Annotated in this window: 13 protein-coding genes; 7 read left to right on the top strand and 6 right to left on the bottom strand. The window is 63.7% G+C overall.

Annotation, left to right across the window (positions count from 1 at the left end):
- Positions 1 to 7 precede the first annotated feature (7 nt).
- Positions 8 to 772, top strand: coding sequence for a class I SAM-dependent methyltransferase (locus IQ26_RS21680; RefSeq protein ID WP_407660289.1), 765 nt, complete (start codon positions 8 to 10; stop codon positions 770 to 772).
- Positions 773 to 852: 80 nt separating this feature from the next.
- Here the strand turns inward: IQ26_RS21680 and IQ26_RS21675 are convergent, their stop codons facing one another.
- Both IQ26_RS21675 and pgi read right to left on the bottom strand, forming a co-directional pair.
- Entirely contained in the window at positions 853 to 1,575 is a 723-nt protein-coding gene (locus IQ26_RS21675) for an HAD family hydrolase (protein WP_145720388.1), read from the bottom strand.
- 5 nt (positions 1,576 to 1,580) lie between these two features.
- Positions 1,581 to 3,242 (bottom strand): glucose-6-phosphate isomerase, encoded by a 1,662-nt coding sequence (gene pgi / locus IQ26_RS21670; protein WP_145720387.1) that lies wholly within the window; start codon positions 3,240 to 3,242, stop codon positions 1,581 to 1,583.
- A gap of 242 nt (positions 3,243 to 3,484) precedes the next feature.
- Here pgi and pdxR point away from each other — a divergent pair, with 242 nt between their 5' ends.
- Together pdxR and IQ26_RS21660 are read left to right on the top strand one after the other, a co-directional pair.
- On the top strand, positions 3,485 to 4,978 hold the full coding sequence (gene pdxR, locus IQ26_RS21665; protein WP_145720386.1) for a MocR-like pyridoxine biosynthesis transcription factor PdxR: 1,494 nt from the start codon (positions 3,485 to 3,487) through the stop codon (positions 4,976 to 4,978).
- A gap of 173 nt (positions 4,979 to 5,151) precedes the next feature.
- The gene (locus tag IQ26_RS21660; RefSeq protein WP_145720385.1) at positions 5,152 to 6,741 is read left to right on the top strand and encodes a trimethylamine methyltransferase family protein; all 1,590 of its coding nucleotides are present in this window, start codon (positions 5,152 to 5,154) and stop codon (positions 6,739 to 6,741) included.
- A gap of 21 nt (positions 6,742 to 6,762) precedes the next feature.
- Here the strand turns inward: IQ26_RS21660 and IQ26_RS21655 are convergent, their stop codons facing one another.
- The 3 genes from IQ26_RS21655 to IQ26_RS21645 are packed head-to-tail and all read right to left on the bottom strand — an operon-like array spanning position 6,763 to position 9,457.
- Positions 6,763 to 7,161 (bottom strand): hypothetical protein, encoded by a 399-nt coding sequence (locus tag IQ26_RS21655; RefSeq protein WP_145720384.1) that lies wholly within the window; start codon positions 7,159 to 7,161, stop codon positions 6,763 to 6,765.
- Positions 7,162 to 7,214: 53 nt separating this feature from the next.
- The gene (gene chrA / locus IQ26_RS21650) at positions 7,215 to 8,642 is read right to left on the bottom strand and encodes a chromate efflux transporter (RefSeq protein ID WP_145720383.1); all 1,428 of its coding nucleotides are present in this window, start codon (positions 8,640 to 8,642) and stop codon (positions 7,215 to 7,217) included.
- The gene (locus IQ26_RS21645) at positions 8,639 to 9,457 is read right to left on the bottom strand and encodes a chromate resistance protein ChrB domain-containing protein (protein WP_145720441.1); all 819 of its coding nucleotides are present in this window, start codon (positions 9,455 to 9,457) and stop codon (positions 8,639 to 8,641) included. The genes chrA and IQ26_RS21645 overlap by 4 nt, the downstream gene beginning before the upstream one ends.
- Before the next feature lie 264 nt (positions 9,458 to 9,721).
- Here IQ26_RS21645 and IQ26_RS21640 point away from each other — a divergent pair, with 264 nt between their 5' ends.
- From IQ26_RS21640 to IQ26_RS21630, 3 genes are all read left to right on the top strand, one after another.
- Entirely contained in the window at positions 9,722 to 10,072 is a 351-nt protein-coding gene (locus IQ26_RS21640) for an ArsR/SmtB family transcription factor (RefSeq protein WP_145720382.1), read from the top strand.
- Positions 10,056 to 10,523, top strand: coding sequence for an SRPBCC domain-containing protein (locus tag IQ26_RS21635; protein ID WP_145720381.1), 468 nt, complete (start codon positions 10,056 to 10,058; stop codon positions 10,521 to 10,523). The genes IQ26_RS21640 and IQ26_RS21635 overlap by 17 nt, the downstream gene beginning before the upstream one ends.
- 67 nt (positions 10,524 to 10,590) lie before the next feature.
- A complete protein-coding gene (locus IQ26_RS21630; RefSeq protein ID WP_145720380.1) occupies positions 10,591 to 11,010 on the top strand; it encodes a GFA family protein in 420 nt (139 codons plus the stop codon).
- A gap of 62 nt (positions 11,011 to 11,072) precedes the next feature.
- Here IQ26_RS21630 and IQ26_RS21625 read toward each other — a convergent pair whose 3' ends face one another.
- Positions 11,073 to 12,878 (bottom strand): IlvD/Edd family dehydratase, encoded by a 1,806-nt coding sequence (locus tag IQ26_RS21625; protein ID WP_145720379.1) that lies wholly within the window; start codon positions 12,876 to 12,878, stop codon positions 11,073 to 11,075.
- A 211-nt stretch (positions 12,879 to 13,089) separates the two neighbouring features.
- On the opposite strand from IQ26_RS21625, the gene IQ26_RS21620 reads away from it, so the two are divergent.
- The gene (locus IQ26_RS21620; protein WP_145720378.1) at positions 13,090 to 13,539 is read left to right on the top strand and encodes an SRPBCC family protein; all 450 of its coding nucleotides are present in this window, start codon (positions 13,090 to 13,092) and stop codon (positions 13,537 to 13,539) included.
- The last annotated feature ends 12 nt before the right edge of the window (positions 13,540 to 13,551 follow it).

The following is a 13,551-nucleotide window of genomic DNA, read 5'->3' as shown; positions in this document are numbered from 1 at the left end:
TATAATTTTGGGCGATTGCTTTGCTGTCGACGATACGGCGGACACGTTTTCCCGCCCCGATCCGCTGACATTCATCAAGGCGAACATGCGTATCGCCGCTGTTCCCGCGCTTCCCGAAATCCGGCTTTACGCAGCCCATCCAACGAGCGGTCTGTGGCGGCTCACGCATCCAGAAGGACGAGGAGCCGAGCCGGAAGAAGAGGAAGCTGACGAGGACGGGCCCGAGCCGCAGCCACCTTACTGGGCCTATGCCTGGGCCGGCGGCGCGGTGCTTGCCCGCTACATCCTCGATCGGCCGGAGAGCGTGGCCGGGTTTCGCGTGCTCGACCTCGGCGCCGGCTCGGGCCTCGTCGGCATCGCCGCGGCAAAGGCCGGCGCCAGCGAAGTGATCGCGTCCGAGATCGACCGCAACGGCGTCGCCGCACTCGGTCTCAATGCGGCGGCGAATGGCGTTACGATCACGGTAGTCGGCGAGGACATCACCGCTGGTCCGCCGCCGGCGGTGGATGTCGTGGCAGTCGGAGACTTGTTTTATGGACGAGATCTCGCCAACCGGGTCATGCTCTTCCTCGACCGCTGCCTGGCCGCCGGCATCAATGTGCTGATCGGTGACCCGGGCCGCGCCTACCTGCCCCGCTCGCGGCTTCGCCTGCTGGCAGAATATCGTGTGCCGGATGTCGGCGAAGTCGGGAATGCGATGAAGCCGAGCGGCGTCTTCTCGTTCGAGCCGGAGCAACCTGGATGCGAGCTTGAAGCGCGGCGCGTCCGGTGAGACTCATGCGACGCGCTTCAAGCCTTTGTTTTGTGCATGTCGTTGTCCCAAAACCGCTGCGCACTTTTGGGCGACATGCATTAGATCGTCTCGCTGACCCTCGCCGAAAGAAGCTCGGGCAGATCGGCAACGGATTCCAGAATGACGTCGGCAACCTGCGACAGCGATTCGCGCGTGCCGGTGCCGGAGAGCACGCCGATCGCCAGCCCGCAGCCGCCGACCCGCGCCATCTCCAGATCGTGGCGGCTGTCGCCGACCATGGCGATCGCCGACGGCTTCAGGGCCGTCAGGTCGCAAAAGGCCAGGATTGTGTCCGGCGCCGGTTTCGGATTGGCCACCGCGTCGTAACCATAGGCGGCGTCGAACAGTTGGGCGACGCCCAGCGTCAGCAATGTCTTTTCCGCGCCGGTGGTCGAATCGTTGGTGGCAACGCCGAGCCGGTAGGATTTCCCGTGAAGTATTCCAAGCGTCTCGACGATGCCCGGCAGCGCCACCGCCATTGCCGAGCCCTGCATCGAGGTGATCTCATTGAAGCGGGCGACGGCAAGCATCTGATCTTCCTCGGACAGGCGCGGAAACCAAAGTTCGACGACATCCATATTGGTGCCGGAAGCAAAGATGGAATCGGGCTTGAAGCGCTTGGTGGCGAAATCGAAGCCAGCCGCGGCAAGCAGCCTGTCGGCTTTCCAGCGGTCGCCCTCCGCCGCGTCCATCGCCATGAAATCGGCGACGCCGAGCCACGTTGCGTTGAAGTCGACAAGCGTGCCGTCCTTGTCGAACAATATTCCCTTGATCTCGGCCAAGCCGCTTACTCCGATCCGCGCAATCGGTGGATATGTCCCACCAGTCCGGCAGTCGAAGCGTCGCGCTTTGCGGCATTCTCCTTGCCTTCCACGACCTCCTTGCCTTCCACGACGGGCAGCAGGCCGGTCGCTAGTTCCTTGCCGAGTTCGACGCCCCATTGGTCGAAGGAATTGATGTTGAAGAGCGTGCCTTCGACGAAGACGCGGTGCTCATAGAGTGCGATCAGCCGTCCGAACGTGTGCGGATCGAGTTGTCTGTAGAGGATGGTCACCGAGGGCCGGTCACCGGAGAAGACGCGGTGCGGGGCGATCCTGTCGACATCGGCGGGGTCCATGCCTTTTGCCAGCATCTGCGCGCGCGCTTCCTCCAGCGTGCGGCCCTTCATGAAGGCCTCCGACTGCGCCAGGCAGTTGGCGAGCAACAGATCGTGGTGATGCTTGAGATCCGGCTCGTGGCCGATGGCCGCGGCGAGGAATTCGACCGGGATGAAGTCGGTGCCCTGGTGCAGCAGCTGGAAGAAGGCATGCTGGCCGTTGGTGCCGGGCTCGCCCCAGACAAGCGGGCCGGTCGGCGTGGTCACGGCGCCGCCGTCGAGGGTGACGCTCTTGCCGTTCGATTCCATGTCGAGCTGCTGCAGATAGGCCGGCAGCCTGGATAGGCGCTGGTCGTAGGGAATGACGGCGCGGGCGGGGTATTTGCAGATCACCCGATGCCACCAGCCGATCAGCCCCATCAGCACCGGCAGGTTCCTGGCCAGCGGCGCCGTCTGGAAATGTTCGTCCATCGCATGCGCGCCATCGAGGAAAGCGCGAAAATTCTTCGGGCCGACGGCGATCATCACCGGCAGGCCGATCGCACCCCAGACGGAGTAGCGTCCGCCGACCCAGTCCCAGAAGCCGAAGACGCGGTCGGATGCGATGCCGAATTTGGCCACAAGGTCGAGCGCCGTCGAGACGGCGGCGAAATGCTTTCCGACCGCTTCCTTGCCGAGCGCGTTCTGCACCCATTTGCGCGCCGTCTCGGCGTTGGTCATCGTCTCGACTGTGGTGAAGGTCTTCGATGCGACGATGAACAGCGTGGTTTCGGCGGAAAGTTCCTTCAGCGTATCATGGATATGGGCGCCGTCGATGTTGGACACGTAATGCGCGCGCGGGCCGTCGTGATAGGGCGCCAGCGCCAGCGTCGCCATGGCAGGGCCAAGATCGGAGCCGCCGATGCCGATGTTGACGACGTCGGTGATCTTCTTGCCGGTGGCGCCGGCCGCCTTGCCGGAACGCACCGCATCGGCGAAGGCGCCCATCGCGTCGAGCACGGCGACAACCTCCGCCTTGACGTCCTGGCCGTCGAGCACGATGCCCTTGCCGTTCAGGTTGCGCAGCGCGGTGTGCAGCACGGCGCGACCTTCGGTGACGTTGATCCTCTTGCCCGAGAACATCGCGTCGCGCCGGCCTTCGAGATCGGCGGCTGCCGCCAGCTTCTCCAGCAAATCCATCGTCTGCCTATCGACCGCGCATTTCGACCAGTCGAGCAGCAGGTCGCCGTCGGTGGCGGAGAATTTTTCGAAGCGCTGCGGATCGGCGGCGAAGGCTTCGCGCATGCTGCCCGATTTGGCCACACGGTGAGCGCGCAGGGCGTCGAGCTGTTTTTGAAAGGACGATTGATCCACTGCCTCGCTCCGAAGTCTTTGATGCCATCATATCAGACCGGATGTTTCCGGCGCGTGTCGTCGCGGCAAACTATCTAGACGAAATCCACCGGTTTCAATGCGCAGCGATGACGCAGCGCAGCGAAGGATCACTGGCATAAATCTCAGCGATCAGAAAAATTGATTGGCGCAACCCCTTGTGCCACCGGTACATTCGACTGGTCCAGCCAAGTGAAAAAGGCTGGCCATCGAGGAACAATCCCATGCCACAGCGAAACGACACGGCCATATGGTCCGGCCTGTTCCGGATTTCGGCGGAATCCGGCCAGACCCTGCAGGCGCAGATCCGTCAGGCGATCGTCGCCGCCATCCTGGACCGGCAGATCGCCGCCTCGATGCCGCTTCCATCCTGCCGGATCCTGGCCGAGAAACTGGGCGTGGCGCGCGGCACCGTGGTGCTGGCCTTCCAGCAGCTTGTCGACCAGGGTTTCCTGGTGGCGCGCGAACGGCGCGGCCATTTCGTCAATCCCGAGGTGCTGGCGACGCCGGCGCGGCCGCATCAGAAGGCGCCCGACCAGGCCAACGAGATCGACTGGAAGGCGCGCCGGCAGATCGCCGCCAGCGACATGCCGCCGCCGGCCAAGCACGACAACTGGATCAAGTCGTCCTACCCGTTCGTCTATGGCCAGTTCGATCCGGCACTGTTCCCGACAGCAGAATGGCGCGAGTGCAACCGCATGGCGCTCGCCGTGCTCGAGATCCGCAACTGGGCATCCGACATGGTCGACCGCGACGACCCGCTCCTAATCGAGCAGATCCAGGCGCGGCTGTTGCCGCGGCGCGGCATCTTTGCCAATCCCGACGAGATCATCGTGACGCTCGGCGCGCAGAACGCGCTCTATATGCTGGCGACGCTGCTGATGACCAAGGGTTCCAAGGTGGCCATGGAAGACCCCGGCTACCCCGACGCACGTTCGATCTTCCGGCTGGCCGGCGCCGACGTCACACCGGTTCCGGTCGACCACTCCGGCATCGTAACCGCTTCCATTCCCAATGATTCCGGCTTCGTCTTCGTGACACCCAGCCACCACTGCCCGACCATGGTGCCGCTGTCGGCGGAACGCCGGCAGGACCTGCTGGCGCGCGCCAACCGCCACAACCAGATCATCATCGAGGACGGCTATGACAGCCAGCTTCTCGACGAGGCGCCGCAGCAGGCGCTGAAGAGCCTCGATCGTTCCGGCCGCGTCATCTATGTCGGCTCGATGTCGAAGACGCTGGCCCCCGGTCTGCGGCTCGGCTACATCGTCGCCTCGGCCGGCCTGATTGCCGAGCTTCGCGCGTTACGCCGGTTCATGCTGCGTCATCCGCCGGCCAACAATCAGCGCGCGGTCGCGCTGTTCCTGTCACTCGGCCATCACGAGGCGCTGGTGCGGCGGTTGTCGAGCGCCTTCGACGAACGGCGCAAGCGTCTGATCCATGCGATTTCCGCCTTCCTGCCGGAATGGCGCTCAACCGATTCGGCCGGCGGCGCGTCGCTCTGGCTCGAGGGGCCGCGCGGCACCGATTCGCGCGGGCTGGCCGAGGCCGCCGCCTCGCGCAGCGTCATCATCGAGCCCGGCGACCGTTTCTTCGACCGCACCGAAAAGCCGTCGCGCTTCATGCGGCTGGGCATCTCCTCGATCGCGCTGCAGCACATCGAACCCGGCATCCGCGAACTGGCAACGGCGGCCGGCCGCAGGCCGGCGGCGGCTTGATGCCTCGTCGGGGACCGGCCACGGTTGTTTAGCACCCTGGCATATGCGACGAAGCCGTCTGGCTCATAGGCTGTGCCAATGCCGGCGGCATAGTTCGAGGCATAAGGGGACGAAGCAGGCCGATGGTGGACCAACCACCGCCGCCGCTTCGCAGCTAAAGGTGGAGTGCCTCCATGTCAGTGGCTGTTGAGAAGCCGGATACGCCCACGGACCAACGTTCGCGGCGCTCCGGTGGGCGCGAAGCGCGCCGCGCCATGCGGGCGGCGCCACTTGCCGACGATATCAGGCCGGTGCGCGCGGGACTCGAAGGCGGAAGCTACGGACCGCTCAGCGAAAACGACCGCGAGCGCATCCATGAAGCGGTGTTGACTCTTCTGGAGACGGTCGGCTTCGCCAACGCCATCCCGTCCTGCATCGAGGCACTGACTAAGGCCGGCGCCACCCTCGGCGAGGACGGCCGCATTCGTTTTCCGCGCGCCCTCGTCCTCGACACCATCAAAAATGCGGCGCGGCATTTCACGCTGCACGGCCAGGATCCCAGGCACGACATGGTGATCCAGGGCAAGCGCGTGCATTACGGCACGGCGGGGGCCGCCGTGCATCTGGTCGATGTCGAGAAACGCGAGTATCGCGAGTCGCTGCTGCAGGACATCTACGACGCCGCCCGCATCGTCGAAGGGCTCGACAACATCCATTTCTTCCAGCGGCCGATGGTGCCGCGCGACATTCCCGATCCGCTCGACATGGATTTCAACACGCTTTACGCCTGCGTGATGGGCACGTCGAAGCATGTCGGCACGTCCTTCACGGTGCGCGAGAACGTCAAGCCGGCGCTCGACATGCTCTATGCGATTGCCGGCGGCGAGGAAAACTTCCGCGCCCGGCCGTTCGTGTCGAATTCGAATTGCTTCGTCGTGCCGCCGATGAAATTCGCCGAGGACGCCTGCGGCGTGCTCGAGGCCTGCGTCGAAGGCGGCATCCCGATCCTCCTGCTCTCTGCCGGCCAGGCGGGCGCCACGGCGCCGGCGGCGATCGCCGGTGCGGTGGTGCAAGCGGTGGCCGAGGTGCTCGCCGGCCTCGTCTACGTCAACGCCATCAAGCCCGGCCATCCGGCGATCTTCGGCACCTGGCCGTTCGTCTCGGACCTCAGGACCGGCGCGATGTCGGGCGGCTCGGCCGAGCAGGCGGTGCTGACCGCGGCCTGCGCCCAGATGGCGCAATTCTACGACCTGCCAGGTGGTTCGGCCGCCGGCATGACGGATTCGAAACTGCCTGATATTCAGTCCGGCTACGAAAAGGGCATCACCGATGTGATGGCCGGCCTTGCCGGCCTCAACCTCGTCTACGAATCGGCCGGCATGCACGCCTCGCTGCTCGGCTTTTGCCTGGAAAGCCTGATCATCGACAACGACATGCTCGGTCATTGCCTGCGCTGCGTGCGCGGCATCGAGGTGACCGACGAGTCGCTGTCGATCAACACCATTGCCGACGTCTGCCTGAAGGGGCCGGGTCACTATCTCGGCAACGAGCAGACGCTGCGGCTGATGCAGACCGAATATTTCTATCCGGCGGTCGGCGACCGCTTTTCGCCGAAGGAATGGAACGAGAAGGGCAGGCCCGACATCCTGCAACGGGCGATCATCGAGAAGAAACGCATCCTCGCCGAGCGCTTCCCACGCCATGTGCCGAAGCCGGTCGACGACAAGTTGCGCGCGCGCTTCGGCAATCTGATCCAGCTGCCGCGCAGCGGCATGGGCGGCTGAGCACGCTTGTCCGCGGAACGGTCAGTCCGTGCTCAACCCGTAGCGCTCGACGACCTCGCCACTAATCAGCTTGGCATGCAGCGTCATCAGTATGATTTGCGCATCGAAGCTGTCGCCGATCTCAAGTGCGGTCTCGATCCGGCGCTCCGCATCCAGCGTATCTTCACGACCATTGGACAGTTCGAACGCTTCCGGCCCGGCAATACAATAGCCAAGCAGCAGTGCCACCGGCGGATAGGCTTGTGGCGGCGGCTCGTCGGGCCAGTGATCCTTCATCAGATTGACGATGGTGAGCTTTGCTCCCTCCGGCACAAGGGCGGGGTGAAGGTCGACGCCGCGCAACGCGGCGTCGAGTTGCCTGAGGTCGCCTGAACGGCCGAACATTCCGAGGAAGCCTAGGGAAGAGCGCCGTCTCGCCATGATGTTCCTATCCGAATGCCCGAAACCGCAGCGTAGCGGCGGTCGCGCAGCCACTACCCGCTCGCCGACAGCAACAAAACACCGGCGAGGGCCGATCCCGCCAACGTCGGCAGCATGCCGATCTTCAGCTTCAGGATGGCGATCATGGCGGCCAATGACAGCAGCGCCGCGCGCCAGTCGATCGATGAAAACACCGGCACGTCCATGCCAAGGCCGACGTTGCGCACCTCGCCGAAGATGACGTGCAAGGCGAACCATAGAGCGAGATTCATGATGACGCCTACGACGGCGGCGGTGATCGCGCCCAGCGCCGCCGACAGCGCCTTGTTGCCGCGCAGAGATTCGATGTAGGGGCCGCCGAGGAATATCCAGAAGAAGCAAGGGGTGAACGTCGCCCACAGCGTGAGCATCGCCCCAAGCGACCCGGCAAGCAGCGGGCTCAACGATCCGGATTGGCGGAACGCGGCAAGGAAGCCGACAAACTGCAGGACCAGGATGAGCGGACCGGGCGTCGTTTCGGCAAGTCCGAGGCCATCGACCATCTCACCGGGTGCGAGCCAGCCGAAGGATTCGACCGCTGCCTGCGCGACATAGGCCAGGACTGCGTAGGCGCCGCCGAAGGTGACGACCGCCATGACGCTGAAGAAGCCACCGATCTGCGTCCACACGCTGGCGGATCCGGTGAATGCCCAGATCAGAAGGACGGGGGCGAGCCAGATCGGCAGCCAGATCGCCAAAGTGCGCGGCGCATGCCATCGCGTCGGCCTGACGTGGGTCAGCTCGCCGCGTTCGAACATCAGATCGACCGCGCCCTTGATGTCGTGAATCGCGTCCGTGCCGTGCGCCGCGCCGGAAAAGAGGGCCGGCGCAATACGGTTTCCGATCCAGCCCGTCAGGCCGGCAAGCAGGATGATGAGCGGAAACGGCACGTTCAATGCATAGATGGCGATGAAGGCGGCGAGCGCGATCGACACCATGACCCTATTCTTCAAGGCGCGTCGTCCGATCCGGACCATCGCTTCGATCACGACGGCGAGCACGGCCGCTTTCACCCCGAAAAACAGCGCCTCGACCAGCGGGGCGTCGCCATACAGCGCATAGAGGATGCTCAGGGCGAGGATCACAAGCGCACCCGGCGCGACGAAGAGGATGCCGGCGACCAGGCCGCCGATCGTCCGGTGCAGCAGCCAGCCGATATAGATGGCGAGCTGCTGAGCTTCAGGGCCGGGCAGCAGCATGCAGTAGTTCAGCGCATGCAGGAAACGTTGCTCGCCGATCCAACGCCGCTCCTCGACCAGTTCTCTATGCATGAGCGCGATCTGCCCGGCCGGCCCGCCGAAGCTGAGCAGGCCGATTTTCGCCCAGAGCTTTACGCCTTCGCTGAAGGTTGGCGCAGCCGGGGCCTGGACGATCTCGTCCGTTTTTTCCGAAGCCCCCGTCTTGTCAGAAGCCCCCGGTTTTCCCGAAGCAAGGGTGCTCATGCTGGCTTGCTCGCGCTTGGCCAGTTGTGCGTTTCCTCGGTGGCGTCGCGGCACCATCGGAAAAACGCGTCGTAAAGCAGCATGCCTGCCTCCAACTGTTCCAGATCGTCGCGAAACATCCGCGACAGGCCAAGCGAGGCGGCCAGGAATCCGGCCGCCTGGGGAACCAGATCGAGGCTTGCGGTATCGGCTGCGCGCACGATCATGGCCAGGCGGTCGAGCGCCTCGGAGTCGAGCCCGAACTCTTCGATCATCGTGTCGAAAGTGCAGCGTTCGCCCCGGTGAGTCCAGAACACATTGTCGATGTCGAACGGCACGGCCCGAAAGCGATCCGCGACGGCCGACACCTCGGCCGCCTCGACAAAGAGGAAGACCGCGCCCGGATCGATGAAACGCCGGATCAGCCAGGGACAAGCGATGCGATCGACCTTGGGGCGGGTCCGCGTCACCCACACGGTGCGGCCTTTTTCATCGCGAGGCGGTATCTTGCCGGCGTGGATCAACGGCCCCTTGGCATCGCGCCAGGCTTCGAACCCGCCTTCCAGCGATTCGGCGCCGACGCCCTCATGCCGCAGCCAGGCGGCCACGCCTTGCGAGAGCTTCTGCCCTTTTTGGCAGACGACCGCCACTCGGCTGCCGGCGAATTCTGAGGCCCAGGTCGATACGGTTTTGAAATCACGCCGGTTTGAGGCCGGCAGCAGGCGCGGATCGGCGTTGTAATCATCTTCGATGCGAACGTCGATGATTGCGGGCGCGCCCGGCAGACCAATCAGGCGGGATAGTTGTGATACGGTAATAGCGGTTGTCGACGGCATGGCGTCCACCTCTTTGAGAGAGAAGCTTGGACGCGAACGTTGGGCTGACGCCTCACGGGGTCGTCGCGATGCACCCCTTGTTATGATCGTGGATTTGTAGTGCCCGCTTGTCAAGCATCATCCCTCGTCCTCATCCCACTCTGTCCGCCAAGCGGTTCAGGGAAAAAGGACACAGGTCAATGCACTGGCACCTTGCGCGGGTTGACAGGCGGACAGGTCACCTGTATTTAACTTATAGGTTAATTAACTTTCAGGCTAATCGATATGCCAACTGACCATCTCTCAGCGACCTTTGCGACATTGGCCGATCCGACACGGCGCGCCATATTGGCAAGGCTGGCGCTTGGCGAAGCGACGGTGAACGAACTGGCCGCGCCGTTCGAGATGAGCCTGCCAGCCATCTCCAAGCACTTGAAAGTGCTGGAACGCGCCGGGCTCATCACGCGCGGACGGGAGGCGCAGTGGCGGCCGTGCCGGCTGGAAGCCGGGCCGCTGAAGGAAGTAGCCGGCTGGCTGGAGCACTATCGCCGCTTCTGGGACGACAGTTTCGACCGCATGGCCGACTATCTCAAGGAAATCCAGACCAAGGGAGACCCGGATGGCCGCAAGAACTGAGACAGCCGAAGCACCAAAATACGCACTGGAGATTTCGCGCCTGTTCGATGCACCGCCGGGTCTGGTGTTCAAGCTGTGGACGACGCCGGAGCATCTGGTGCGCTGGTGGGGTCCGAAGAATTTTTCCTCGACCACGGATATATTCGAATTCCGCGAAGGCGGACGCTACCGCCACCTTATCCACGGGCCCGACGGCCTGACCTATGCCATGTCGGGGATCTTTCGCGAGATTGTCGAGGCAAAGCGCATCGTGTTCACATTTGCTTGGGACGACGGCGACTTCCAGGGTCGATTTGAAACAATGGTGGCGGTGACCATGGCCGCTGAAGGCGGCCGCACACGGCTGACTTTCAGGCAGGAGCCGTTCGCCGTCATCGAAACCCGGGATTCTCATATCGAGGGCTGGAGCGAATGCCTGGACAGGCTCGGCGTCTATCTGGCGAGCCTTTGAGAGGAAGTCTCGCTCGACAGGCCTGTCGGGCGCAGCCAACACAATTCAAGACCCACGAGGCAAGACGATGAAAAAGACCTATCATGGCAGCTGTCATTGCGGCGCGGTGCGCTTCGAAGCCGATATCGACCTCGCCGAAGGCATCCGCAAATGCAATTGCAGCTTCTGCTGGAAGCTCGGTTACCGGAAATCCTTCGCCGCCTACGAGGCCGTGCGGGTGACGGATGGCCGCGACCGGATGCGGGAATACAAGGCAATCCCGTCCAACTGGCCGGAGGGCGACATCAACCACTATATGTGCCCGAACTGCGGCGCGAATTTTCTCTCGCGTGGCTATCTCGACTTCATGGGCGGAAACTTCTGGGCGGTGAACGTCGCCTGCCTCGACGACGTCACCGAAGAGGAGTTGGCCTCGGCACCCATCGTCTACGAGGACGGCAAGCGCGACAGGCAGATGGAAGCGCCCGAGATCACCAGCTATCTATAGGCGCCGCTTGGGCGACGGCTCTTCCTTCTCCCCGTGGGGAGAAGGAAGACGCGCGGCGGCGTTTAGTGATTGTCCCGCGGCACGCCGCTGGTGTGCGCCACATCCTGGTATTTGACCGCCGGCTTCAGCACCATTCCTTCGGAAAACTGGTCGACCATGCCGCGCTGGATCTCCTGCCACGGCGTCTGGTGCTTGGGATAGTGATAGCCGCCATTGTTCTGCAGTTCGGCGCGGCGGCGCGTGATCTCGTCGTCGGTGACGAGAATGTCGGCGGTGCCCTTGCGCAGGTCGATGCGGACGCGGTCGCCGGTCTTCAACAGCGCCAGCCCGCCGCCGATAGCGGCTTCGGGCGAGGCGTTGAGGATCGACGGCGAGCCCGACGTTCCCGACTGGCGGCCGTCCCCGATGCAGGCCAGCGCATGGATGCCCTTCTTGATGAGATGGGCCGGCGGCTGCATGTTGACGACTTCGGCGCCGCCTGGATAACCGATCGGACCAGCACCGCGCATGAACAGGATCGTGTGCTCGTCGATGCCTTGCGCCGGATCGTCGATGCGGGCGTGGTAATCCTCTGGCCCGTCGAAGACCATGGCGTTGCCTTCGAAGGCCTCGGGATCCTTCGGATTGGACAGATAGCGTTCGCGGAATTCGGGCGAGATGCCGCTGGTCTTCATGATCGCCGAATCGAACAGATTGCCTTTGAGATTGATGAAGCCGGCATTGGCTTTCAGCGGTTCGGCGACGGTGCGGATGACGTCGAGATTCTCGTTGACGGCCGCGCTGCAATTATCGCCCATCGTCTTGCCGTTGACGGTGATGGCGTCGGGATGAGGCAACAGCCCGGCCTTCATCAGTTCGGCCACGACCGCCGGCACGCCACCGGCATGGTGATAATCCTCGCCGAGATATTCGCCCGACGGCTGCAGATTGACGAGGAGCGGTATCTCGAGGCCGACCTTCTGCCAATCGTCGTTGTCGAGCGGCACGCCGAGATGACGGGCGATGGCGTTGAGATGGATCGGCGCGTTGGTCGAGCCGCCGATGGCCGAATTGACGACGATGGCGTTCTCGAAGGCCTTGCGGGTCATGATGTCGGAGGGCTTCAGATCCTCATGCACCATGTCGACGATGCGTTTTCCCGTCTCGTAGGCGATCTGGCCGCGCTCTCGATAGGGCGCCGGAATGGCGGCCGAGCCCGGCAACTGCATGCCGAGCGCCTCGGCCAGCGAATTCATTGTGGTGGCGGTGCCCATGGTGTTGCAATAGCCGGTGGACGGCGCCGAGGAGGCGACGATGTCCATGAACTCGTCATAGCCGATCTCGCCGGCCGACAGGCGCTGGCGTGATTCCCAGACGATGGTGCCGGAGCCGGTGCGCTTGCCCTTGTGCCAGCCGTTGAGCATCGGGCCGACCGACAGCGCGATGGCCGGGATGTTGACGGTGGCCGCGGCCATCAGCAAGGCCGGCGTCGTCTTGTCGCAGCCGATGGTGAGCACGACGCCGTCGAGCGGATAGCCGTAGAGCACCTCGACCAGGCCGAGATAGGCAAGGTTGCGGTCAAGTGCGGCGGTCGGGCGTTTGCCCGTTTCCTGGATCGGGTGGCAAGGAAATTCGAAAGGGATGCCGCCCATCGATACGATCCCCTCGCGCACGCGCTTGGCCAGTTCGAGATGATGGCGGTTGCAAGGCGACAGATCCGAGCCGGTCTGGGCGATGCCGATCAGCGGCTTGCCCGACATCAGTTCAGCGCGCGTCAGCCCGTAATTCAGGTAGCGCTCGAGGTAAAGCGCCGTCATGCCCGGATTGTCGGGATTGTCGAACCACTCCTGCGAGCGAAATTTCTTCTTTCCGGTAGGGGCGCCTGCCATCATGGTCTCCGTATTTGTATGACAAATCGATATGACAACGCGCGAGAGCAAGCAAGGGGGACGTGCGATCCGAAACCGGACTTTGGTGCGATAGACATGTGAGCGGCCCTGCTCTAGCGTCTTGAATCTTCGCATCGTGCTTTCCGAAAATCGATTCCGATTTTCGGGCCGGTGCGATAGGCTTCGTGCCTGTCTTGTCGGGGAGATTTTCATGGCTTTGGTGATCGAAGGCGAGGAGCGCATCGCCGCACCCCTGCAAAAGGTGTGGGAAGCGCTGAACGACCCGGAGGTTCTGAAAGAGACCATTCCCGGCTGCCAGAGCCTCGAAAAGAAGTCGGACACCGAGATGGGAGCGACCGTCGTGCTCAAGATCGGGCCGATCAAGGCGACGTTCAACGGCGAGGTGACGTTGAAGAACCTCAACCCGCCGCATTCCTACACCATCCAGGGCGAAGGCAAGGGCGGCATCGCCGGCTTCGCCAAGGGCGGCGCCGATGTGACGCTGACCGCCGATGGGCCGGAGGCGACGATCCTCAGATATGCGGCCAAGGCCGATGTCGGCGGCAAGATCGCCCAGCTCGGTAGTCGCCTGATCGAATCGACGTCGAAGAAGCTGGCCGGACAGTTTTTTTCCTCGTTCGGCCAGAAGGTCGGCGGCTGAGCCCCTCCCCCT

This window comes from Mesorhizobium tianshanense (assembly GCF_007830515.1).
Taxonomy (GTDB): Bacteria; Pseudomonadota; Alphaproteobacteria; order Rhizobiales; family Rhizobiaceae; genus Mesorhizobium; species Mesorhizobium tianshanense.
Note: the sequence above shows the minus strand (reverse complement) of the source record. Positions and strands in the feature narration are given on the sequence as shown.

Excerpts from the sequence above, each read along its gene's own strand:
- IQ26_RS21625 (WP_145720379.1), bottom strand. The coding sequence starts at position 12,878 with ATGGCAGGCGCCCCTACCGGAAAGAAGAAATTTCGCTCGCAGGAGTGG.
- IQ26_RS21635 (WP_145720381.1), top strand. The coding sequence starts at position 10,056 with ATGGCCGCAAGAACTGAGACAGCCGAAGCACCAAAATACGCACTGGAG.
- pdxR (WP_145720386.1), top strand. The coding sequence starts at position 3,485 with ATGCCACAGCGAAACGACACGGCCATATGGTCCGGCCTGTTCCGGATT.
- IQ26_RS21655 (WP_145720384.1), bottom strand. The coding sequence starts at position 7,161 with ATGGCGAGACGGCGCTCTTCCCTAGGCTTCCTCGGAATGTTCGGCCGT.
- IQ26_RS21660 (WP_145720385.1), top strand. The coding sequence starts at position 5,152 with ATGTCAGTGGCTGTTGAGAAGCCGGATACGCCCACGGACCAACGTTCG.
- IQ26_RS21640 (WP_145720382.1), top strand. The coding sequence starts at position 9,722 with ATGCCAACTGACCATCTCTCAGCGACCTTTGCGACATTGGCCGATCCG.
- IQ26_RS21620 (WP_145720378.1), top strand. The coding sequence starts at position 13,090 with ATGGCTTTGGTGATCGAAGGCGAGGAGCGCATCGCCGCACCCCTGCAA.
- IQ26_RS21630 (WP_145720380.1), top strand. The coding sequence starts at position 10,591 with ATGAAAAAGACCTATCATGGCAGCTGTCATTGCGGCGCGGTGCGCTTC.
- chrA (WP_145720383.1), bottom strand. The coding sequence starts at position 8,642 with ATGAGCACCCTTGCTTCGGGAAAACCGGGGGCTTCTGACAAGACGGGG.
- IQ26_RS21645 (WP_145720441.1), bottom strand. The coding sequence starts at position 9,457 with ATGCCGTCGACAACCGCTATTACCGTATCACAACTATCCCGCCTGATT.